Raw genomic sequence first — 21,353 nt, forward strand, 5'->3', positions numbered from 1 at the left:
TGTTGCAAAAGATTGAAGGCTCAGGCCTGCTCTCTCTTGAGGGTAAGGTGGCCCTGGTTACCGGCGCCAGTCGGGGCATCGGCGAGGCGGTGGCCCGCTTGTACGCCGCCCATGGTGCCAAGGTGATCCTCTCCAGCCGTGATCAGGACGCCCTGGACCTTGTGGCCGCGGACATACGCGAGAGTGGCGGAGATGCCAGGGCGATTGCCTGTCATGGCGGCGACAGCGCCCAGATGCAGCAGTTGTTTGAGCGCATCGACGCCGACTATGGCCGATTGGACATCTTGGTAAACAACGCCGCAGCCAACCCCTATTTTGGCCACATTCTGGATACCCCCAGAGAGGCGATGGCGAAAACCATCGAAGTGAATCTGGCCGGATACTTCCAATTTGCCCAGCTGGCGGGACAGAGAATGCGAGAGCAGGGGGGCGGGGTGATCATCAACACCGCTTCGGTCAATGGCCGCGTTCCGGCACCCGGACAGGGGATCTACTCCATCACCAAGGCAGCAGTAAACAGCATGACCGCCGCTTTTGCCAAGGAGTGCGCCCGCTACAACATTCGGGTGAACGCGGTCCTGCCGGGGTTGACGGAGACCAAGTTTGCGTCGGCGTTAACCGACAACCCGGCTCTGCTCAGGCAGATCCTGGGACTGATTCCCCAGGGCAGGGCGGCGCAGCCCGGCGAAATTGCGCCTGCCTTCCTGTTCCTGGCGTCCGATGCGGCGGCCTATATCACCGGCATCGAACTGCCGGTGGATGGTGGGTATCTGGCCTGATCCTCAGGCTGGAGTTGTACGTAAATCAATGGGCTGAATAGGAGAGAGTGATGAAGCGGTTGTTCTTTGTTTTTGCCCTGTTGCTGGCTGGCTGTTCGTCGGCTCCTGAGGGGATCGAGCCGGTGCGCCCCTTTGAGCTGGAGCGTTACCTGGGCACCTGGCATGAGGTGGCCAGGCTGGATCACAGCTTTGAGCGTGGACTGACGAATGTGACTGCCGAATACTCCATGCGAGAGGATGGGGGCATCCACGTGGTGAACCGCGGCATTCGCCAAGAGACCGGTGAGGTGAGCGAAGCCATAGGCCGGGCTTATCCTGTGGGTCAGCCCGATGTGGCTCACCTCAAGGTCTCCTTCTTTGGCCCCTTCTTCGGCGCCTATGTGGTGTTCGAGTTGGATCCTGAGTATCAATACGCCTTTGTCAGCGGGCCCAACCGGGACTACCTGTGGTTGCTGGCGCGTACGCCCAAGGTGTCTGAGGCGGTGATGACCCGTTTCAGGTCGCGGGCCGTGGAATTGGGGTTTGATCTGCAGCCGCTGATCGTCAACCCCTAATGCCTGTCAGTCTCGCCACTTGATGGAGCACCCCATGCTGGGGTGCTGCTCTTGTGGGCCGGCGCCGGTTTCAGCAATCATTCGCATGGCGTTGAGCAGTTCGGGGGTTCGGTTTGTGTCATCGCCCATTTTGGCGTCGTCCAGCCGCCCCCGGTACTGCAGCTCCCCACGGGCGTTGAAGCCGAAGAAATCTGGCGTACAGACGGCATCAAACGCCTTACCCACAGCCTGATCCTCATCCACCAGGTAGAGGAAGGGAAAGTCGTGTTTTCTGGCAAACTCCACCATATTTTGCGGCGCATCCTCCGGGTAATCCCGGTAATCGTTGGACATCACCGCCACCACGTTAATCCCTTCTTTCATCAGCTGCCTGGTGTCTGCGGCAAGCCGATGGGCGATCCGTTTTACATAGGGGCAGTGGTTGCAGATAAAGATCACCAACAATCCCTTGCTGCCCAGGTGGTCACTCAGGGTAAAGGGGATGCCGTGAGGGTCGCTCAGGGTGAAATCCGGGGCCTTCCAACCAAAATTGCAGACAGGGGTGTCCATTAGCATATCAAGCTCCTGTGGGCTGTTAGCCAATCTGAGTCATCTCATGAACGGTGAAGCTTTCGACGGCGCCTTCGACCGCGGCCAGGTATGCCTTAAGGTGATCGTTGGCCATATGGTCCTGCCACGCCTCCCGCGATGCCCAGTTTTCGAAAAACAGGAAGTGCGCCGGGTTGTCATTGTCCTGATGCAGGTCGTAGTTGATGCAGCCGGCTTCGGCGCGGGTGGTGGCGATAAGCTTAAGCAATTCGGATTTTACCAGTTCAATTTTGTCGGCATTGGCTTTGATGTGGGCGACTATGGTCAGCTTGGTCATGATTGTTGTCCTTGGCACTGTGTAGGACCTCAAGCGTAGCACCTTGTCCGCTGGGTTAAAGTGGCCGGGGGTTGAAGCACTATTAAAAGAATCTAAAGAATACAGTGCGGTTCCGCAGCTTGCTGAACGCCTGGTGGAATTTAAATGGCCGGGGCTATGGAGGCTCCGGCCGGTGGGCGTAAATCACTTCGAACGGGTGGATTCCACTTCACGAATCCAGTCACAGGAGATGCCAGCCTTGGCGTGGTGTTTGTGAATGGCTTCGGCGTTGGGCGCCTCCAGCACGCAGTAAATCAGGTTGTCCTTCTTGCTGAACAGGATGTCGTGGTGAGTGACACCGAATTCGTCTGCCGGTGCATTCTGCAGATCTCTCAGTTGCTGCTCGGTAAAGGGCTCCATAGGGTGAGTGTCGATGAACTTGGGCATACGTTGTCTCCTTCGTTCTTCTTGGATGAGAGGCCACCGACTTTGGCTTCAGCGGAAGCGCCTTAGTGGCCACCTTGGCTCACGATTGCGGAACGGGAATCAACCTATCAAAGGATAGGACAGATAGCCGATACCGTCGGCATTGGCCTGTGCCCTAACGCCCCTTTTATCCTGCTTTGTGCTGCCGACTCTGTCGCTCCCTGGCCCAGTCCACAACGTGTTGCATCGCCCAGCCAAACAGGCCGGGGCACAACCGGGCAAAGTGATAGGTCAGTTTGGCCTGAAAACCGGGGATGATCAGAAACTGCCGCCTCTCGAGCCCGCTGAGGGTCGCCCTGGTGACCGCATCCACCTGCAATGTGCCGCCAAGATCTTTCAGTAGCCTGGCGACCGGGCTGATGTAGGTGCGCTCCTGGGCCACCATAGGGGTGTCCACCTCGGGGGGACACAGCACCGAGATATCGATGCCTAAGGCGTGTACCTCCTGTTTCAGCGCCCCGGCCATCCCCAGCAGGGCAAACTTGCTGGCACTGTAGCCGGAGTAGCCATAGGGGGCGATAAAGCCGGCCAGGGAGCTGACAAAGCAGATCTGGCCGCGACCACGCGCCACCATCTGCGCCAGCCAGGCCTTGGCCAGGCGCCGGCACCCCAGAAGGTTGGTCTCCAGGATGGCGTCAAACTCCTCATCACTCTGCTCCATGAAGGGGATGCTCTGGACGATGCCGGCACTGAGGATCAGCAGATCCGGTACCCCCTGGCGGTCCTCGACCTGCTGCCGATGGCCGTAGGCTGACGCTGCGTCGGCAACGTCGACTTCGTAGCTTTCAAAGCTCTGATTGCTATCGATGGCCAGACGGCGGCACTCCTTCTGGGCACTCTCCAGCCTCTTGGGGTTTCGGGCCAGCAGGGCAATGCTCCAGCCCCTGGCGGCATAGGCCTTGGCCAGATCCAGCCCGATGCCGCTGGAGGCGCCGGTGATCAGCACCAGTTGTGGCTTTGCATCACTCATGCTTGGCCTCCTTGAACTTGGTCGGCGGGGATAAAGCGCCCAAACCCTGGGGTCTTACCCAGATCGGGCTGCACCACTTCCCCGTCCACAGCCAGCTTGCCATTGATGAACACCTGCTGGACGATGCCGGGGTTGCGGTTGACCAGCCTCTGAAGGCCGAAGTTCTCCATCTCGCCCCAACTGACCGACTCCAGATCCTGACCCAGCCCTTGCGGGTCCAGCACCACCAGGTCGGCCCTGTCTCCCTCTTTGATGGAGCCGGCGTCTACCCCCAGCCACTGGGCCTGTTCACCGGTGAGGCGCCATACCGCCTGCTCCAGAGTCATCACAGGCTGCTCCTGGTCGATGGCTTCTTTCACCAGTTTGAGCATGCGGAGGGGCAGGTTATAGAAGGCCATATTGCGGATGTGGGCGCCGGCATCGCTGAAGCTGATGATGGCGTGAGGATCGCTGACCAGTTTCTTCAGCACCCGGGGCCTGTGGTTGGCCACCGTGGTGTACCAACGCAGCTTGTTGCCATACTCCACCACCAGGTCGAGGAAGAGATCCACCACATGGATGCCGCGGTCTGTGGCGACCTGTTGAAAGTTGCGACCCACCAGAGCATTGTCCGGGCAATCGATGATGGTGGCGTCCCCCAGATCCCGCTGCCACACCCTGGGGCTGAGCTTTTCACCGTAGAACTTGCGAAAATCCCGCCGGTAAGCCTCATCCTTGAGCAGGGCGTTGCGCTCCACCTGGTCCTTGAGGTCCAGGGCCATCTCTCCGGCGCCGAACTCCTCGAAGAACACCACATCGATGCCGTCGGCGTAGACGGTGAAGGGGGTGGGCAGCACCTGCCAGCGAAAGTCTCCCTTGAGCAGGTTGGTGAAGCGGGAGGTCAGCTTGGTGAGGTTGGTCAGGTAACGGCTGCCCTTGAGATCCATCTGACTGATGAGGGTGGTCTTAAGGGGTTTGCGCCACCAGCCGAGACTCTCTTTGACGTAATCGAAGATACGCAGTGGCGTGGCCGCGTTGGGCGCTCCCTGGTGTACCCGGCCATAGCGGCGCACCAGTTGGTTCAGGCGAGCGATCTCCCGCCATTTGGCATAGGTGCTGGGCAGGCTGCGGGACCAGGCGCGGTCGCCGTCTATCTTGTCCCACTTCAGGCGCATGGTGGACAGTCCAAGAAAGCCTGCCTGCAGCGCCTCTTCCAGCAAGGCCTCCATCGCCTGCATCTCACTCTCGGTCGGGGTGATGCCATGGTCGGTGGCGCGCTCCAGGCCCATGACGCTGGCTCGCAGGTCGCTGTGGCCGAGGAAGCTGATGAGGTTGGGCCCCAGGGGCAGGGCATCGATGTGTGCCAGCCACTGTTTCGGTGTCTTCCAGCACTTCTTCTCCCTGAGGATCGGCAGCACCTTCTCCCGGGGCACCGTCTCTACCCGGGTAAAGATGTCGGATGCGTCCTCGTAGTCGCTGCAGATCATGCTCAGGGAGCAGCTGCCCACCAGAGCCGTGGTTACGCCATGGCGCACCGATTCGGACAGGCTGGGGCTGACCAGGAGTTCGGCGTCGTAGTGGGTGTGGGTATCGATAAAGCCGGGCGTGATCCACTTGCCTTCTGCGTCGAACACCCTGGCGGCCGACTCTGGGGCCAACGGGTCGGCGCTGACTCTGGCAATGCGCCCGTCAGTGATGGCGACATCGGCGATGAAGGAGGGGCTGCCGCTGCCGTCAAAGTAGCGCCCCTGTCGAATCAGAAAATCGTACTCAGCCATGGTTGCCTGTTCCTTAAGCAGTATCCCTATAGAAATGCATCCTACTCCCATTCTCACTTTGTCGCTTGTCATTTGGTGACAAGGGTTGGATGATGATTGCTCACAGGGAGAAAAGGCATGACAGACGGGTTTCGCATTAGAGTCAGCGCCCTGGTGGGTCTCGATCGCCTGATTGAGGGGCTGGGGGGGCGTGCTCAAGGATTGCTGGCGGATTTCGGACTAACCGCAGAGCAGCTTCACAGCGAGCAGACCATGGACATTGAGGAGCTGGCCAGGTTGTTGGAACACTGCGCCGCTCAGCTCTGTTGTCCTGAGTTGGGACTCAGGCTGGGTGCCCGCCAGGACCTGACCATGTTGGGTGAATTGGGCATAGTGCTTCGTCGGTGTGACACCCCGGAGCAGGCCCTCAAGGCGGTGCGCAGCCTGATGGCGTTTCATAACCAGTCAGAGTACTGGGACCACCGCCTGCACGGTCAGTTGCTGGCCATCCACCGGTTCGACAACTTTCTCGGCGATACCGATTCCCGCCAGTACAAGGAGTTGGCCATCAGTGCCTGCTACCGGCTGTGCCAGGACCTGATTGGACCGGATTTTCGTGCCGCCCGGGTCGATTTTGCCCATGCACCACTCTCGCCACGGCCACACTACCGTGACCACTTTGGCTGCGAAGTGATGTTCAACCAACCCCAGGACACCCTGTGGATTCCCGGGGCTTTCCTGCGACGCAACTTACACGGTTCGCCGGTCGGGGAGCGTCAGCTGATGGCCCGACAACTGAGCCAGCGACTGGCTGAGAACGGGCAGGGGAGGGTGGCCCAGGTCGGTGGTCTGATACAGCAGACCCTGGGCAGTGGCCAGGCCAACATTGATCATGTCGCCGGTCTGTTGGGGCTCAATCGCCGCACTCTGCAGAGGCAGTTGAAGGCCCAGGGGACGGAGTTTCGGACCCTGCTCAGCGAGCTGCGTATGCAGTCTGCCTGTTGGCACCTGCGTTACAGCAATATGGAAGTGACCCTGCTGGCGGAGATCCTTGGCTATCACGATCTCAGCGCCTTCTCCCGTGCCTTTAAGAGGCGGATGGGAGCGTCGCCCCAGGTGTGGCGTTCCGCCAATCGGCGTGAATCACCTCATTCAATCTGAACTACATCACAGAGGTGGTGCCCGTGGAAAAACACTGGCAGATCCCTTAGTAGCCCCATAGACGTGCTCGCCTACTCTCGTTTACGCCCCCATCGGGCTAATAATGGAAAACGAGAGATATGATGATGAGCAGAACCCCCCTTTCTGCGCTGCTGCTGGCTGCCCTGCTGGGCGGCTGCGGCAGTGACGATGGCGATGTTGAGGTGCCACAGCCGGAGCCGCAACCACCTCAATCCCCCTATTTGACGGTGGATGTAACCCCTCAGGCCGTGTTCGAGGGGCAGTTTCAGGTGTTCCTGGGACGCTATCCGGACTTGCTGAAGGATTGGCTTCAGAGCGATGCGGCGCGGGATCTCAATGGCGATGGCCATATCGATGAACGCGACGCCCACTTAGACGGTGTCTACAACCCCGACGAGACCCCCATCATTGTCCAGGCGGCAGAGATGGACAGGGTGCTGCGCACCAATCCCGACGGTCTCGGCGCCGGCAGTGCCCGTCCCGATATCTTTGTCGACGGCCACTACTCGGTGTTCGACGCCCTGCGTTACCTGGCGGCCACCCGCGCCGACCTCAAACTGGAGCAGGTGCAGGGGCCGGCTCAGACGGGCCGTGATACCCATGATTTTGTGGTCTCCTGGGATCGTAACGGTGACGGTGTGTTCGATGAGAACGACGACGACATCTACGCCAACTTCCAGGGCGCCCATTGGTACAGCCGGTTGAAATACGACGGTGGTGAGCTGATCAAGCTCAATGGTACCCTCACCGGTCTGGGACCTCAGGGGGAGGCGCACTATGAGCGCCTGGACCAGATCTGGGTGCAGCCTCAGATGACCATCCGCTTCCAGCCCTTCTCTCCGGAGATGACCGCACGACGCTACTGGGTGCAGCAGCAGGAGATGGCGCGTCTGAGCGCCGGCGGCGGCAAGGTGGTGCTGCCTCAGCTACAGATCATGAAACCGGGGGAGCCCAAGCCAGTGGTGATCCCCAATCTGGAGGTGACTGCCCACAACATGCGTCCGGACATCTTCCAGCCCGGGGTGATCACCAAGATGGACATCTTCCTCTCCGCCGCCGATGCCGGCCTGGATGTGGCGTTCAACTACTGGCCGTCGCTGTCCACCGGTGCCAGGGTGGAGCACTTTGCCCTGTTCCGGGTCGACGGCATCGCCTCACAGGTGGGGCGCGGCTGGGCCACCGTCTACGGTGATATGGCGGTGCACGGCGACTTCTCCCCCACCTCCCAGTGTAACTTCTCCTCGCCTCAGACCGGCGGCATGGATTTGCTGGTGGACCCGGAGCATTGCCGTCTGGACTGGAACGCCAACTTCGGCGGCAACATCATGCACATGATGTCGGACACCTGGGTGATGAACCAGCCGGTGCAATTCACCATGCTGGTGTACAAGAGTCACTACGAACTCTTCGGCATGGAGGAGTACAACGGCAAAACCAGTGCCCAACGTGACTTCAGCGAGGCACAGGACGGCTCTGACATCATGACACTGCAGACGTTCAGTTTGCCCGGGGATGGCCCGCTGCTCACCGACAGCCACTTCGGCTGGGGCATCGCCGACTGCACCGAGTGTCATAATGAGCAGAAGCAGCCCATGGGGCACGGCGGTCACAGCTGGCCGGTGAACAGCGCCGATGGTTTTGATCAGACTCAGCCCTACTACTGTGCCACCTGCCACGGCAGTAACGGTGCGCCGATGGGCCATGAAGAGACCGCCCGCTGTTTCTGGTGCCACGCCGGGGAGAGCAATACCCCCAAGCATCACGGCGAAGCCTCCACGCGCAGGTTGTATCAAGGGGAGCAGATCAAGAGTAACGACAAGATTTACAACGATCCTAACGAGCTCAATGCCCTGCCTAGGGATAAAGATGGCAACTACCAGCCCTATGAGAAGGTATGGAGCTCGGTGAACTCCGATTGGGATATGAGCCGGGTGTTCCCCGATCCCTACTCCTGCATGACCTGTCATCCAAACGAGGACTAACCCCTGGGCCCGCGGCGAGTTGTCGCGGGCCACTATGAGATCTGCCAGTATTGTCAGGGAAGGGTCGGTATATAATGCCTCGCACGCGGCATAAGAGAGAGTTCCCACACTATGAGCAGCACCCTAAGTCAGTCCTGTGACATCGATCCCGAGGTGGTGCAACAGGCGCGCAACTATCTGGCCCGCTTTGGTATCACCGAGTTTTTTTACGGCATTACCACCAAGGTGATGATCCCCAGCCTGCACCAATTCAAAAAGCTGCGCCGGCGGATTCCTCAGGAGATGATCAAGGCCAAGTGCGGCGTCTACTCCAGTGAGGCGATTTTGCGGTTTCGTCATCAGTACCTGCAGCATTTTGCCAGCAGCGATGAAGCCTACTTCAATAAGCACCCCATGGGGGTGAGTGTCTGGCAGGACCCGGATCTCAGCGGCGCCAAAGGGGAGCAGTTCGGCCGGTTGCTGGCCGAGTACGGCATCCGCAGCCGCGGCGTCTGGCATCTGCCGGTGCGCTACCATCCGGATTGGCTGGCGGCCTTTGTCTACTTCTCGGATCTGCCAAGGGAGCAGTTGCTGGCAAACCTGAAAGAGCATGAGGCTGAAATAGAGCATCAGCTGACCCTGTACGCCAGTTACTTCAATGAGCAGTGCATCGCCAGCATCAACCCCATCGCCAACTTCAACTGCCTGTCTGAACGGGCGCTGCAGATCCTCCGGCTGACCGCCGAAGGCTTCTCCAGTGAGGAGGTTGCCGAGCAGTTGTCACTCACCGAGAGTGGGGTCAACTATCACCTGGACCGACTCAAGGAGCTGCTCAATGCCCGCAACCGGGCGCAATTGATCAGCATGGCCCATACCCTGGGGCTGATTGATTGACTTTATTGAGAGTCTCGGCGATTTTTGATTTGAGATTCAACAGGGTTTGCAAGGAGTGCGACCATGGCTCAAATGTGGTGCCGCGTGTTTTTTCTGATAATGGTGTTGGCCGGGTGCACCTCCGCCCTGCACGGTACCTTTGTGCCCCACAGTTATAAAGGTGACTCAGAGAAGGCCTCTGCCCTGGGGCCGGTTGAGGGGCGCAGCTGCCAGGTCCAAGGCTTGTACATCCTGCCCATGGATGAGCCGCCCTCCACCCAACAGGCTTTGGAAGCCGCCAGGCTGGTGATTCCCGGCACTCTGTATCTGGCTGACATCAGTATCGATGATGAGACCCTGTGGCACTTTGGCTATGCCAGGCAATGTATCGTGGTGCAGGCAACCGCCTGGGGGAAACCGACCCCCTGATTCCCTTTTCTTTTCATTTCTGTTCCACTGAGCCCCTGAGTTGTGAGTCAGGGAAGCGCCATGAAACTGGAAGTTATTCAATCGCCCACAGAGAAGCTGGTGGAGTCGCTGCGCTCGCGCATCCGGGCGCTCAACCGGGCCAACTGGCCCGAAGTGGAGCGTCAACCTCTGGCGGTGGCGCTGCACGATGAGCGGGGCGAACTGCTGGCAGGGGCCAGTGGCAGCAGCTTCGGTCATTGGCTGCACCTGGACTGGCTCTGGGTGGATGAGGCTCTGCGAGGGAAAGGCTGGGGCAAGCAGATTCTCGAAGAGTTTGAACGCCAGGGAAAGCAGAGAGGGTGCCGGTGGTGCTTGCTCGACACCCTGGAGTTTCAGGCCAGGCCCTTTTACGAAGAACATGGCTATCAGGCGGTGTGGGAGCAGCAACAGTACCCCCTGACCGGTTGCCGCGCCTATATGACTAAGAGCCTCTGACTCACCAAAGCAAGCCTATGAGCAGGTTGTTCAGGGCGAGAGTGCAGCTCACCCGCAATGGGAGTTAGGAGCCGTTCCCCAACTGCTCAAGCACATAGTCGATGAACACCCGGGACTTGGCAGGAAGCTGCTTACGGCTGGGGTAGTAGATCATCATAGCCGGCAACTGGTTTTGGTAGTCGGTCAGTATTGGCACCAGTTTCCCTTGTGCAATCAGCTCTTTGGCGTAAAACAGTGGCCCGGGTGAGATACCTATGCCTTCGACGGCCATCTCCAGGCCGAGCTCCGGATTGGTGACTGAGATATTGGACTTCAGATTGTCTTTGACGATCCTCTCGCCTTGCGGCGTGCAGAACTGCCAGGGCTTGCGTCTAAGGGTGGTTGGCGAACGATAGACGATGCAATTGTAGTGCTCGAGATCGTCCGGATGTTGCGGGGTACCATGCTTCTTCAGGAAACAGGGAGAGGCTAAATAAACCAGATTGATCTCGGTAATGGGCCGGGCCACGATACTGGCATCCTGGTTGATCTGATTACCGATGGCCAGATCGATCCCCTCCTCGAAGAGATCCACGATCCGATCTTCAAACCTCATATCCAGCTCAATATGCGGATAGCGCTCAAGAAAGCCCTTCAACAGGGGCACGACATATTGTCGGCCGTATTGGTAGGCCAGGCTGATTCTGAGCTTGCCCGCCGGGGTACCACTCTCATCCCGGGTGGTGCCCAACACCTCTCGAAGCTCATCGACGACGGGACAGATGCGTTTGTGGAAGGCCGCACCCTCGTCGGTCAGGGACAGGGCGTGGGTTGAGCGGTGAAACAGCCGGACGCCGAGGCCCTGTTCCAGGGTTCGGATGTTTTTACTGATGGCTGCAGGGGTGACGCCCAACTGACGGGCGGCCGCTGAAAAGTTGTGTGTCTGTGCGGCGGCGATGAAGGCGGGCAGGTGACGACTCAGTTCAATGTCCATGCTTTAAACTTTTTGTTGAAGCAGTTTCTACTGGTTTGATACTACAGGTTTCCGACGATCACAGTAAACTTTGTTTCTACTTTTTTGGAATTCTGTCGTAGAGGTCGTGTGAGTAATCTTTTGTCTCGTTGGATGGAGCGTCTTAGCGATCACCTGGTTCATCTGTTTGCCCCCACCCTCGCGCCCTGTTCCGAGGAGTGCTGCGACGAGTAATCGCTTTCATCAACCTTTGTAGGCAGGATGCCACCTATACAGATTATTGTTCGGATATCCCCCCTTTACCCGCGGCGGTGCTATGGAAAGCGCCGCTTTTTTATGGGCGATCGTTAGGGGTTAGTTTGAAGATGGCAGTGACAGTTCTCATATCCCAACATTGCTACCCGCGGCGGTGCTATGGAAAGCGCCGCTTTTTTATGGGCGATCGATAGGGGGCTAGTTTGAAGATGGCAGTGACTGTTCGCATATCCCACCATTGCTACCCGCGGCGGTGCTATGGAAAGCGCCGCTTTTTTATGGGCGTCTGACAGAGGTACGTTTTTGCGGGGCTCTACAGGGCATCCAGGCAGTGTTCAGGCAGGGCCTGTTGACTGAGAAGGCCCTCCTTTTGGCGGCGGGTTAGCTGCTTGACCCGGTACTCCACTTTTGAAGCCTGGGAACGGTCGCCGATGGGGGTATGAAACTCCAGCGTCAGCGGCCCCTTTCCCTTGAGCGCCTTGGCGCCTCTTCCGCTGTTGTGTTCCTTGAAACGACGCTCGACGTCTGTGGTGATGCCGGTATAGAGACGGTCACAGGCGGTGCGCACCAGATACAGAGACCACATCAGAAATGCACCACATGGTCCTGTTTCTGCCACAGGTGGGGACTGCAGAAGGCGTATTGATAGGGGGGGTGCATCAGCACCAAAATGGCGGCAAAGATCAGGACAAACTCCACAAGGTGCAACAGGTCCGGGTGTTGATAGACCATGATGACGCTCATCAGCAGGATAAAGGCGAAGCAGAGGATCACCAGTCCGGCATTCAGCCGTGCCAGCCACAGGCTGCCGATGGGCACCTGATAGGCGTAACCGAAACTGGGGTGGATCAACAACACGGTCAGACTGAGCAGGGTCCACAGGGCGAAACTGGGGGCCGGAATAAGAATGACCGCCATCATGGCGCCGATGGCGACCGCCAGGTCAATCCAGAACAACCACTGCCAGCGTGACATCTTCCTCTTCCCCTCATTCTGCTTGGGATATCACTAGGATAAGCAGTTCTTTCAATGGTGTAAATTGATGAACGGCTGGCTGGGGGAGATCTCGGCAATCGCAGCGTGACATCTGGTTGCCGATGGCGCTGTGGGGTAGACTGGGCGGTTATTGCCTTGCTGAAAACCGCCTGGATTATGTCAGTCACTCTGCCCATCGACCCCCTAAAACCCCGCTTCCTGGAATTGCTGGAGTCACACCATATGGTGGTGGAGTCTCAGACCGGCTCGGGAAAATCGACCCGGCTGCCACTGTGGGCGTCGGAAAAGGGCAGGGTGCTGGTGGTGGAACCCCGGCGGGTGGCCTGCCTGGCCCTGTCTGATTTTCTCTCCTCCGGGCAGGGGCCTAGGGTGGGCCATGCCATACGTTTCGAATCCACGGTCGACGAGCAGACCCAGGTGGCCTTTGTCACCCCGGGGGTGGCCCTGCGCTGGCTCAGCGAAGATGGCCTGTCGGGCTTTAATACGGTGATCATCGATGAGTTTCATGAGCGCCGCTGGGATACGGACCTGCTTCTGGCTCTGCTCAAACGGCGCAACCGACATCGCCTGGTGCTTACCTCGGCCACCATTGACGGCGAGAGGCTGGCTAGCTATCTGGAGGGGGAGCGTCTTATCGGCGAGGGGCGTCAGTTCGACGTCAGTCTTTACCATCTGGCTAAGGAGAGCCGCCAGTTGCCCGATGAACGGGGGCTGGAGGGCCGGGTCAGAGACGCTGTGCTCAGGGGGCTTGAAGAGAGTCCCGGGGACATTCTGGTGTTTCTGCCCGGTAAGCGGGAGATCAGTCAATGTGCCGCCCAACTCAAAGATGTTGATGTGCAAACCGTGCCCCTGCATGGCGGGGCCAGCAATGCCGAACAGCGTGCGGCTCTGCGCAGCGGCGAGCGCCGGCGGGTAATTCTGGCCACCAATGTGGCGGAAACCTCGTTGACCATTCCCGGTATCACCTGTGTGGTGGACTCGGGGCTGGAGCGTCGTACCCACCAGAGAAATGGCCGCACTGTGCTGGGGCTGCACCGCATCTCCCTGGCCAGCGCCGCCCAGCGAGCCGGCCGGGCAGGGCGGGTGCAGGCCGGGATCTGCTATCGGCTCTGGGGGCAGCACGCCCCCATGGAGGCGCTGACGCCGCCGGAGCTCAAGCGTGAGGAGTTGGTGGAGCCGATGCTGGCTGCGGCCTGCGCCGGAGAGCGCCTGCAGGATCTGGAGTTTGTGGACACTCTGCCGGAGAAATCCTTAGGGATAGCCCGGGACAAACTGGAGCAGATGCAGGCCATCGATGCTCAGGGCAAGGCCACCGACCACGGCCGGCGCCTCTATCCTCTGCCCATCGATACCCTGTTTGCCCACCTGATCACCGCCATGGAGGACAAGGCCTGTCGCGAGGCGATGGTGGACCTGTCCGCAGCCCTGAGTCTGGGGGCCAGGTTGTGGCAGCCGCCGACCAGTGAGGATGGCCTCAAAGCACTCAAGGCCTGGCAACCCCTGGAGTGCGATGCCATGACATTGCTCTCCCTGCTCAGGGATAAGCTGCCCGAAGCGCTCAGTTGCGACAAACAGATGCTGGCCGAGGCCAGGATGCTGGCCAATCAGATCCGTGACGCCCTGGCATTGCCGCAGCTCTCTGTGGCCACACCGGTCAGCCGCAATGCCTGGCTGGCGTCGGTGATGCGGGCCCAGCCGGATCTGGTCTATGTGCGCCGTCTTAAACGTTCCCAGGCGCTGGGCAACGGTTTCAGCGAGGTGCAGCAGGGGCGGGACAGCCGTGTCCCGGAAGAGGCTGCCGGGGCCGTGGTGTTCGATCAGTTCTCCCTGCCCGGGCGCGGCGTGAAGCAAACCCTGAACCTGGCCACCTGCATGGCCCCGGTGACCTTCAAGCAGATGCTTGAGGCGGGATTGGGTGAGCTTCAGACCGGCGTGTTGCAGGAGGATGGCCACACCCTGGTGTCCAAGGTGGTCTATGCCGGCCGGGAGCTGGGGGAGGTGACTCACCAGGGCAGCAGTGACCAGGTGGTGGCTACCCTGGTGAGGGAGATATTGGCGCAGCAGCGCCTGCCAGGTGTCGCCGAGCGCCTCAGGTCGGATCTGGCCGCCTGGGCCCTGTGGTGTGCCCTGGGTGAGGGGCAAGGTGAGACCCCGGAACCTGAGTCATGGCTCATCCAACAACTGACGGATCTGGGGGTAGAGAGCTTCGACGATATGGAGCTCATCGGCGAGGAGGAACTGACCTTCGATGGTATTCCCGACTGGCAACGGGCAGAGTTTGATGAGCGCTTTCCCCAGCGTCTGACCCTGGCGGAACTCAAGGTGACCGTGGAGTACGACATCCGCAAAAAAAGCATCGATGTGGTGTACCACTCAGGGACCCGAAAGGCCGGTCCCAAGCGCTGGGAATTGCCCCGCTGGACGGGGTGGCGGGTGTTCTATCGCAAGGCCAGTAAGCGGGTCGCTTTGAGCTAACTCATTGATTTATATGGCGTACCCATTTGTGGGTAGTTCTTGATCTAAGTTTTTGATAAACACTGGTAAAAATTTTCGGAGATCCGTCAAAATATGGCCAAAAAGTTGATCTGAAATAACTTTCCCGAGGAATACCCCCAAAGGGATATCCCTAGCCTTTCATCACTTCTCTATGATTTGCCTTGAGAGATAAAAATAAGCCTCGGAGAGGATGAGATGAAACAATTGAATAAACTGGCTATTGCTGTTGCTATCGCGGCTATCAGTGGTTCTGCGTTCGCTAAGAACAGCCCTGAAGACGCCAACAACATCACTTGGAAAGAAAAGTATCCCGATCAGTACGCCTCCTGGGCGAGCACTGAAGAGTCCAACGCTCTGGATGACATCCTGGCTGAAGACCCAATGGTTGTTCTGATGTTTGGCGGCTACAGCTTTGCCAAAGACTACAACAAGCCTCGTGGTCACCAGTTCGCTGTTATCGACAACATCCGCAGCCTGCGTACCGGCGGCCCAATGACCGACTCTGAAGGTCCTATGGCGGCTTCCTGCTGGGGCTGTAAGACTCCTGACCTGAAGCGTATGTACGACCAGGTTGGTGAAGGCAACTTCTCCGAGAAGAAGTGGGGCGCCTGGGGTCACGAGATGGCCAACTCCATCGGCTGTGCTGACTGTCACGACGCCGAAACCGGCAAGCCTACTCCTGCCCGTCCTTTCGCTATGCGCGCTTTCGCCGCCAGCGGTCAGAAGTTCGAAGAGCAGGAATCCAACATTCAGGCTGCCATGACCTGTGGCCAGTGCCACGTTGAATACTACTTCGACGGTACCGACCACAAGAACGTGAAGTTCCCATGGGACGGCGGCATGAGCGCCGACGCCATCCTGGCTTACTACGATGCCCTGGGCTTCAAAGACTGGACTCACAAGATCTCCAAAGCGCCTATGCTGAAAGCCCAGCACCCTGAGTGGGAAACCTGGAAGCCTTCCGTACACGCTGAGATGGACGTGACCTGTATCGATTGTCACATGCCTAAGCAAGAAAACGCTGCTGGCAAAGAGTTCTCCAAGCACAACGTAGCTAACGCCATCGACAACTTCGAGCAGACCTGCTCCAACTGTCACGACACCAAGGCTGAGCTGGTTGACGCCCTGGCATCTGCCAAGAAAGAAGTACACAAAGCTCAGATCGCAGCCGAGAAAGTTATCGTGAAAGCGCACTTCGACGCTGGCGCAGCTTGGGAAGCCGGTGCTACCGAAGCTGAAATGAAAGACGCTCTGAAGCTCATCCGTCACGCTCAGTGGCGTTGGGACTACGCGATTGCTTCTCACGGTATCTACGCCCACAACCCTGAACTGGGTCTGGAGCAACTGGCTCAAGCCAAAGAGATCGGTATCGAAGCTCGCGCTGCCCTGAAGAAGATTCTGGCCAAGCACGGCGTAGATAAGGTGACCTACCCTGACTACTCCACCAAGGCCAAAGCGCAAGCCATCGTAGGTCTGGACAAGACCAAGATGGACGCCCAGAAGAAGAAATTCCTGGAAGAGCGCGTACAGAAAGAGTGGCCTACCAAGGTACAGTTCTAATCTCGACCTCTCACACGCACGAGATTGACTGAAACCAGGTCCGAAACGCCCCCGCAAGGGGGCGTTTTTTTATGTCTGTCTGTTACAGATTGCCCGTCTAGGTAAATCTGTTCAAAGGTGCTTTGTCGGCTCCCCTTATGTCCATACCCTTTTCCTCAGAGAATTCAGAAAAAGGTTGACCCATGAAACGATGGTTATTGGTTTTGGTGCCCGTGGCGATGGCAGCAGGGGCCTGGGGCCTGACGGACAAAGCGCCGAAAAATCGCTATCAGTATGACACCCAGCTGGCGGACCGCGGCGTGATTCGCAAACAGGTGGCCGCCACCGGCGCCCTGGCGGCGGTGGACGATCTGGTGGTGGGCGCCCAGCTCTCTGGCCAGATCACCGACATTCTGGCGGACTTCAACGACCAGGTGAGTCAGGGACAACTGCTGGCCAAGATAGACGATCGCAGCTTTGCCGCCCGCGTCGCCCAGTACCGGGCTCAGCTGGCACGGCTGGAGTCTGAGCTGACTCAGCAACAACTGGCCATCGGCATTGCCGAGGTCAACCTGGACAAGGCCCGACAGGATCTGGTGCGCGGCGAGGGGCTGGTCAGGGGCAACAACATCTCCGAGGAGGAGCTCAGTCAGCTGCGCACTGACCTCAGCCTGCGGGAACTGGAACTGGGTCAGGCCAGGGGCAAGGTGGCCTTGCTGGAGGCGGACAGCGCCGCCACCAACGCCCTGCTGGAGCAGGCGCTCATCGAACTGGCCCGCACCGAGATCCGCTCGCCCATAGATGGCGTGGTGATCAACCGCACCGTGGAAGCGGGCCAGACCGTGGCCTCCAGCTACAACACCCCTGAGCTGTTCGTCATTGCCAAAGATCTGACCCAGATGGAGATTGAGGCCTATGTGGATGAGTCGGACATCGGCCTGATTCAGGACGGTCAGAAGGTCAGCTTCAAGGTGGACGCCTACCCGGACAACCAGTTCCATGGCAAGGTGCGCCAGATTCGCCAGTCGCCGACGGTGGAGTCCGGGGTGGTGACCTACCGGGTGATCATCGCCGTTCCCAACCCCAATGGACGCCTTCTGCCTGGGATGACTGCCGACCTCACCATAGAGATTGCCACCGCCCGCGACGTGGTGCGGGTGCCCAACTCCGCCCTGCGCATCGGCGCCAGAGAGGCGGCCAAGCAATCGAGCGGCGTCAGCAAAGGCCGCCAGGGCGAACTGTTGAGTCAGCTGAATCTGACTGAGCAGCAGCGTGAGCAATTGGCCCAGATGCGCGACGAGATGAAGGGGGACCCGGCCGGGCGCAACCGCGAAGCGATGCGCCAGCGCATGGCCCGGGCCCTGGAGCAGATCCTCACCCCGGAACAGCAGCAGCGGATGAAGGCACTGCAATCGGGCAACCTCAGGCTGGGCCACCTGCTGCTCAGTCGCAATGGCGAAACCGAGTTGGTGGGGGTGGAGCTTGGGATCAGCGACGAGGGCCATACCCAGGTCTTGGGGCGGGACCTGGCGGGCAGTGAGGTGGTGACCCAGGTGCGGGAGGTCAGCCTATGACCGCCGCCATAGTGTGCCGCAACCTGAGCCACAGCTTCCCCATGGGGGAGGAGGAGTTTCAGGTACTCAAGGACGTGGATCTGACCATAGAGCAGGGGGAGATGGTGGCCATCATGGGGCCGTCAGGCTCGGGCAAGTCCACCCTGATGAACCTCATCGGTTGCCTGATGACCCCCAAGCAGGGGCAATTGACCCTGCTGGGGGAGGAGACCGGCGGCCTGGCCAAGGAGCGCCTGGCGACACTGCGTTCCCGCCACATCGGCTTCGTGTTTCAGCAGTTCAACCTGTTGCCCCGCACCAGTGCCCTGGACAACGTCAAGATGCCGCTGATGTACAACCCGGACCCGACACGTGACGACGACGCCCGTGCCCGGGAGTGCCTGCAACTGGTGGGATTGGGAGAGCGGATGCTGCATACCCCGGGCCAGCTCTCCGGCGGTCAGCAGCAGCGGGTGGCCATCGCCCGTGCCCTGGTGAACCGTCCCCAGCTGATCCTGGCGGATGAGCCCACCGGTGCCCTGGACACCCGCACCGGCGAGGAGATCATGGGGCTGTTTCGCCAGCTTAACGAGCAGGGGATCACCATAGTGCTGGTGACCCATGAGCCGGAAGTGGCCGCCTGGGCCAGTCGCACCATAGTGGTTCGTGACGGCGAACTGGAGGCGGCGTCATGAAACCCCTGCAACTGACCCTGACCGCCATCACCTCCCTGAGGCGCAATCTGCTGCGCAGTGTGCTTACCACCCTGGGCATCGTCATCGGCATCAGTGCGGTGATCATCATGTTTGCCCTGGGGGAGGGCGCCCAACGGGAGGTGGATGCCCAGATTGCCGCCCTGGGCACCAACCTGTTGATGGTAAGGAGCCAGTCGGTCTCCAGCGGTGGCGCCGCCGGCAGCGCCGGGGCGGTGGAGACCCTGACCATGCGCGATGTGGACGCCATTCGCGATCAGATCCCCCAGGTGGTGGCGTCGGGCACCTCCATCTCCTCCCTGGCCCAGGTGGTGTGGGGTAACGCCAACTGGAACACCCGGGTGGAGGGGATGAACCTGGACATGCTCAGCGCCATGAACTGGCACATCAGTGAGGGCAGGGCTTTTACCGAGCAGGAGGTGAACAGCGCCGCCAGAGTGGCCCTGATTGGCGAAACCGTGGCCAAGGAGCTGTTCGGCGTACCGGAGATGGCCCTGGGAGAGTCGGTGCGCATCAACCGCACCACGGTCACCATCATCGGCCTGCTCAAGGCCAAGGGGGAGGATATGCGCGGCAACGACACCGATGACACCCTGTTGGTGCCCATCTCCACCGCCCAGCGGCGCATCCTCGGCGGCAACACCGCCTTCCAGGACAGGGTCAAACGGATCATGGTGCAGGTGGACCAAGTGCAGAACATGGACTGGGTCAGTGACGAGATTGACAGCTTGCTCAGGCAGCGTCACCGGGTGAAGAGCGAGGCCACCCAGCCCTTCGTCATCCGCAATCTGTCACAGATGATGGAGACCCGGGCCAACGCCTCCAAGGTGTTCTCCTCCCTGCTGGCCGGGGTGGCGGCAGTCTCGCTTCTGGTGGGCGGCATTGGGGTGATGAACATCATGCTGGTGACCGTGACCGAGCGGACCCGGGAGATTGGCCTGAGGATGGCGGTGGGGGCCAAACCGGCGGACATTCGCAACCAGTTTCTGATTGAGAGTGTCATCCTCTGTCTGCTGGGGGCGATGCTGGGGCTGATGCTGTCTCTGGTGTTGCTGGCAGTGGCCGAACCCCTGTTTGGCTGGACCATGGTACTGCCGCTTTCAATCGTGGTGCTGTCCGTGGCTGCCACCGCCCTGATTGGGGTGGGCTTTGGCTACTACCCGGCCAGCAAGGCGGCGTCACTGGATCCCATCGATGCCCTGAGGTTTGAGTAGCCAGGATTGGCAAGGGTGAGTGGGCAGGCAACAGCTGTCGCCCCAGGGCCCTTATCCGGGCCCGACTGATTGGGGTGTTCATTCGCAATGAATCTGGGGAGCCATCAAACAGCTTGATTCGGAAGGCCTTAACACGCCGAGGCCGGTTGCCAGTCGAGGGTGTTACGCATCACCATATTCAGTCGTTTTCTTCTCGATTGCTGCCTGAGTATTCGGGTTTGTTGGGAAATGCGCTGCAGCAGCTGGCAAAGGCTGATGTGCTCGTTGGTCAATTCCGGCTGTTGCAGCATCTTATATGCCCACTGCTCTGCCAGGGTCATCACCAATTGCTCAGATTGCTTGAGCTCTCCGCCTTCAACCTCGCGGATGAACAGCAGCCGGGCGCTGTCGAACAGGCAGTAGAGAACGATGTCGTCGTCCAGCGGGGTTTCAGCAGGCTTAACCTCGGGTAACCACTTGGGTTGCCCCTCTGCAAACACCAGAGCTGCGATCACATGAGTGACCTCGGTCAATCGGCAATTGCCGGTGAAGTACTGCCTGAGCTGAGCTGAGGGCGCAATGCTGAGTCTGAGCTGGTGGGCCAGACTGGCCTTCTGCCATTGATGACCGACTGCGCGAACGAATGACATAATCCCCCCTTACAAATAGAGTGATACAGGTTTGGCTTCGGCGTGAACAGCGCCACTCAAGTAGAGCAGATAGATCTCACACAGCAGGCTGACCGAGCGGTAAAAGTCGGTTTTGGCATGCTCTGCAGCCAGTTCGGTGAATCGACCGGACCAGGGCAACAGGTGCGTCTCCAGCAGTTCAGTGAGTATCTTATGGGTGGTGTCGGACGAGCCGGGTTGCGCCAGGCTCTCCAGCAGGTAGGAGATGACTGCCAGGATGGTGGCGATGTGGTCCAGCGGCTCGTTGCTCTGCTGATGCACCTCTATGCCGTGCTGCCGCAAAAAGGCGCTTAATTCGAGGGTGGATTGGTCGTTGAGCAGTTGCGATGGTCCTGTGTAAACCGAGCCCCAGGGTGGCGCCTTGGGGGTATGAGGCCCATAGAAAAGCTCGCCAAAATCCAGTTTGAGCTCAATGAGCTGCTGTTCTGTTCCGCGCCAGTTGTCCAGGAAGTGATGCAGGGCATCCAATGCTTGCTGTTCCTTGGCGGAGTGGTCCAGCTTGGGCCAGCACAGGGCCAGCTCGTTGGCTTTGAATTCATCAATCGACGCCTTCTCCGGATAGATAGACAGCAGCGAATGCAGCAGATTGGCCAAGGCCATTAGATCGGGCAGTCTGTGTTTATCAAGCGTCATCTTGCTTTCCTTTCCATTGGGCAGGGGGAGGCGGGATGCCTCCCCA

General features: G+C 59.5%; 22 protein-coding genes. 12 read left to right on the forward strand and 10 right to left on the reverse strand.

Features of this window, described 5'->3' with window-relative positions:
* Nucleotides 1–11: 11 nt before the first annotated feature.
* Both QUE41_RS08340 and QUE41_RS08345 read left to right on the forward strand, forming a co-directional pair.
* Nucleotides 12–779, forward strand: a complete 768-nt coding sequence (locus QUE41_RS08340) for a glucose 1-dehydrogenase (RefSeq protein ID WP_502876021.1) — start codon at nucleotides 12–14, stop codon at nucleotides 777–779.
* Between the two features lie 50 nt (nucleotides 780–829).
* A complete protein-coding gene (locus QUE41_RS08345; protein WP_286342414.1) occupies nucleotides 830–1,333 on the forward strand; it encodes a lipocalin family protein in 504 nt (167 codons plus the stop codon).
* A 6-nt stretch (nucleotides 1,334–1,339) separates the two neighbouring features.
* Here QUE41_RS08345 and QUE41_RS08350 read toward each other — a convergent pair whose 3' ends face one another.
* The 5 genes from QUE41_RS08350 to QUE41_RS08370 all read right to left on the reverse strand — a co-directional run bounded on the left by QUE41_RS08350 (nucleotide 1,340) and on the right by QUE41_RS08370 (nucleotide 5,390).
* On the reverse strand, nucleotides 1,340–1,888 hold the full coding sequence (locus QUE41_RS08350; protein ID WP_286342415.1) for a thioredoxin family protein: 549 nt from the start codon (nucleotides 1,886–1,888) through the stop codon (nucleotides 1,340–1,342).
* A gap of 19 nt (nucleotides 1,889–1,907) precedes the next feature.
* A complete protein-coding gene (locus tag QUE41_RS08355; RefSeq protein ID WP_286342416.1) occupies nucleotides 1,908–2,198 on the reverse strand; it encodes a putative quinol monooxygenase in 291 nt (96 codons plus the stop codon).
* A gap of 183 nt (nucleotides 2,199–2,381) precedes the next feature.
* A complete protein-coding gene (locus QUE41_RS08360) occupies nucleotides 2,382–2,624 on the reverse strand; it encodes a nickel-binding protein (protein ID WP_286342417.1) in 243 nt (80 codons plus the stop codon).
* Between the two features lie 166 nt (nucleotides 2,625–2,790).
* A complete protein-coding gene (locus QUE41_RS08365) occupies nucleotides 2,791–3,633 on the reverse strand; it encodes an SDR family NAD(P)-dependent oxidoreductase (RefSeq protein WP_286342418.1) in 843 nt (280 codons plus the stop codon).
* The gene (locus QUE41_RS08370) at nucleotides 3,630–5,390 is read right to left on the reverse strand and encodes an N-acyl-D-amino-acid deacylase family protein (protein ID WP_286342419.1); all 1,761 of its coding nucleotides are present in this window, start codon (nucleotides 5,388–5,390) and stop codon (nucleotides 3,630–3,632) included. Before QUE41_RS08370 ends, QUE41_RS08365 begins: the two co-directional genes overlap by 4 nt.
* 117 nt (nucleotides 5,391–5,507) lie before the next feature.
* On the opposite strand from QUE41_RS08370, the gene QUE41_RS08375 reads away from it, so the two are divergent.
* From QUE41_RS08375 to QUE41_RS08395, 5 genes are all read left to right on the forward strand, one after another.
* Nucleotides 5,508–6,530, forward strand: coding sequence for an AraC family transcriptional regulator (locus QUE41_RS08375; RefSeq protein WP_286342420.1), 1,023 nt, complete (start codon nucleotides 5,508–5,510; stop codon nucleotides 6,528–6,530).
* A 125-nt stretch (nucleotides 6,531–6,655) separates the two neighbouring features.
* Nucleotides 6,656–8,533: a hypothetical protein gene (locus QUE41_RS08380; RefSeq protein ID WP_286342421.1), complete on the forward strand. Its 1,878-nt coding sequence runs from the start codon at nucleotides 6,656–6,658 to the stop codon at nucleotides 8,531–8,533.
* A 111-nt stretch (nucleotides 8,534–8,644) separates the two neighbouring features.
* The gene (locus QUE41_RS08385) at nucleotides 8,645–9,406 is read left to right on the forward strand and encodes a helix-turn-helix transcriptional regulator (RefSeq protein WP_286342422.1); all 762 of its coding nucleotides are present in this window, start codon (nucleotides 8,645–8,647) and stop codon (nucleotides 9,404–9,406) included.
* An 84-nt stretch (nucleotides 9,407–9,490) separates the two neighbouring features.
* On the forward strand, nucleotides 9,491–9,814 hold the full coding sequence (locus QUE41_RS08390; protein ID WP_286342423.1) for a hypothetical protein: 324 nt from the start codon (nucleotides 9,491–9,493) through the stop codon (nucleotides 9,812–9,814).
* A gap of 60 nt (nucleotides 9,815–9,874) precedes the next feature.
* Nucleotides 9,875–10,288, forward strand: a complete 414-nt coding sequence (locus QUE41_RS08395; RefSeq protein ID WP_286342424.1) for a GNAT family N-acetyltransferase — start codon at nucleotides 9,875–9,877, stop codon at nucleotides 10,286–10,288.
* A gap of 64 nt (nucleotides 10,289–10,352) precedes the next feature.
* Here QUE41_RS08395 and QUE41_RS08400 read toward each other — a convergent pair whose 3' ends face one another.
* The 3 genes from QUE41_RS08400 to QUE41_RS08410 form a co-directional block, all read right to left on the reverse strand.
* Entirely contained in the window at nucleotides 10,353–11,261 is a 909-nt protein-coding gene (locus tag QUE41_RS08400; protein WP_286342425.1) for a LysR family transcriptional regulator, read from the reverse strand.
* A gap of 547 nt (nucleotides 11,262–11,808) precedes the next feature.
* Nucleotides 11,809–12,081, reverse strand: a complete 273-nt coding sequence (locus QUE41_RS08405; protein ID WP_353506869.1) for a GIY-YIG nuclease family protein — start codon at nucleotides 12,079–12,081, stop codon at nucleotides 11,809–11,811.
* Complete coding sequence (locus QUE41_RS08410; protein ID WP_286342426.1) at nucleotides 12,081–12,470, reverse strand: hypothetical protein; 390 nt, start codon at nucleotides 12,468–12,470, stop codon at nucleotides 12,081–12,083. The genes QUE41_RS08405 and QUE41_RS08410 overlap by 1 nt, the downstream gene beginning before the upstream one ends.
* A 177-nt stretch (nucleotides 12,471–12,647) precedes the next feature.
* Between QUE41_RS08410 and QUE41_RS08415 the strand changes: the two genes are divergently transcribed.
* The 5 genes from QUE41_RS08415 to QUE41_RS08435 all read left to right on the forward strand — a co-directional run bounded on the left by QUE41_RS08415 (nucleotide 12,648) and on the right by QUE41_RS08435 (nucleotide 20,006).
* Nucleotides 12,648–14,966, forward strand: a complete 2,319-nt coding sequence (locus QUE41_RS08415) for a helicase-related protein (RefSeq protein ID WP_286342427.1) — start codon at nucleotides 12,648–12,650, stop codon at nucleotides 14,964–14,966.
* Nucleotides 14,967–15,182: 216 nt separating this feature from the next.
* Nucleotides 15,183–16,547, forward strand: coding sequence for an ammonia-forming cytochrome c nitrite reductase subunit c552 (locus QUE41_RS08420; protein ID WP_286342428.1), 1,365 nt, complete (start codon nucleotides 15,183–15,185; stop codon nucleotides 16,545–16,547).
* 182 nt (nucleotides 16,548–16,729) lie between these two features.
* Complete coding sequence (locus tag QUE41_RS08425; RefSeq protein ID WP_286342429.1) at nucleotides 16,730–18,100, forward strand: efflux RND transporter periplasmic adaptor subunit; 1,371 nt, start codon at nucleotides 16,730–16,732, stop codon at nucleotides 18,098–18,100.
* Nucleotides 18,097–18,774 carry an ABC transporter ATP-binding protein gene (locus tag QUE41_RS08430; protein ID WP_286342430.1) on the forward strand — a complete coding sequence of 226 codons (678 nt, stop codon included), beginning with the start codon at nucleotides 18,097–18,099 and terminating at the stop codon, nucleotides 18,772–18,774. Before QUE41_RS08425 ends, QUE41_RS08430 begins: the two co-directional genes overlap by 4 nt.
* Nucleotides 18,771–20,006 (forward strand): ABC transporter permease, encoded by a 1,236-nt coding sequence (locus QUE41_RS08435; protein WP_286342431.1) that lies wholly within the window; start codon nucleotides 18,771–18,773, stop codon nucleotides 20,004–20,006. Before QUE41_RS08430 ends, QUE41_RS08435 begins: the two co-directional genes overlap by 4 nt.
* 128 nt (nucleotides 20,007–20,134) lie before the next feature.
* Here the strand turns inward: QUE41_RS08435 and QUE41_RS08440 are convergent, their stop codons facing one another.
* Nucleotides 20,135–20,635 carry a hypothetical protein gene (locus QUE41_RS08440; RefSeq protein WP_286342432.1) on the reverse strand — a complete coding sequence of 167 codons (501 nt, stop codon included), beginning with the start codon at nucleotides 20,633–20,635 and terminating at the stop codon, nucleotides 20,135–20,137.
* Nucleotides 20,636–20,644: 9 nt separating this feature from the next.
* A complete protein-coding gene (locus QUE41_RS08445) occupies nucleotides 20,645–21,307 on the reverse strand; it encodes a TorD/DmsD family molecular chaperone (protein ID WP_286342433.1) in 663 nt (220 codons plus the stop codon).
* Between the last annotated feature and the right edge of the window lie 46 nt (nucleotides 21,308–21,353).

Origin of the sequence: Ferrimonas sp. YFM (assembly GCF_030296015.1) — a bacterium.
GTDB lineage: Bacteria > Pseudomonadota > Gammaproteobacteria > Enterobacterales > Shewanellaceae > Ferrimonas.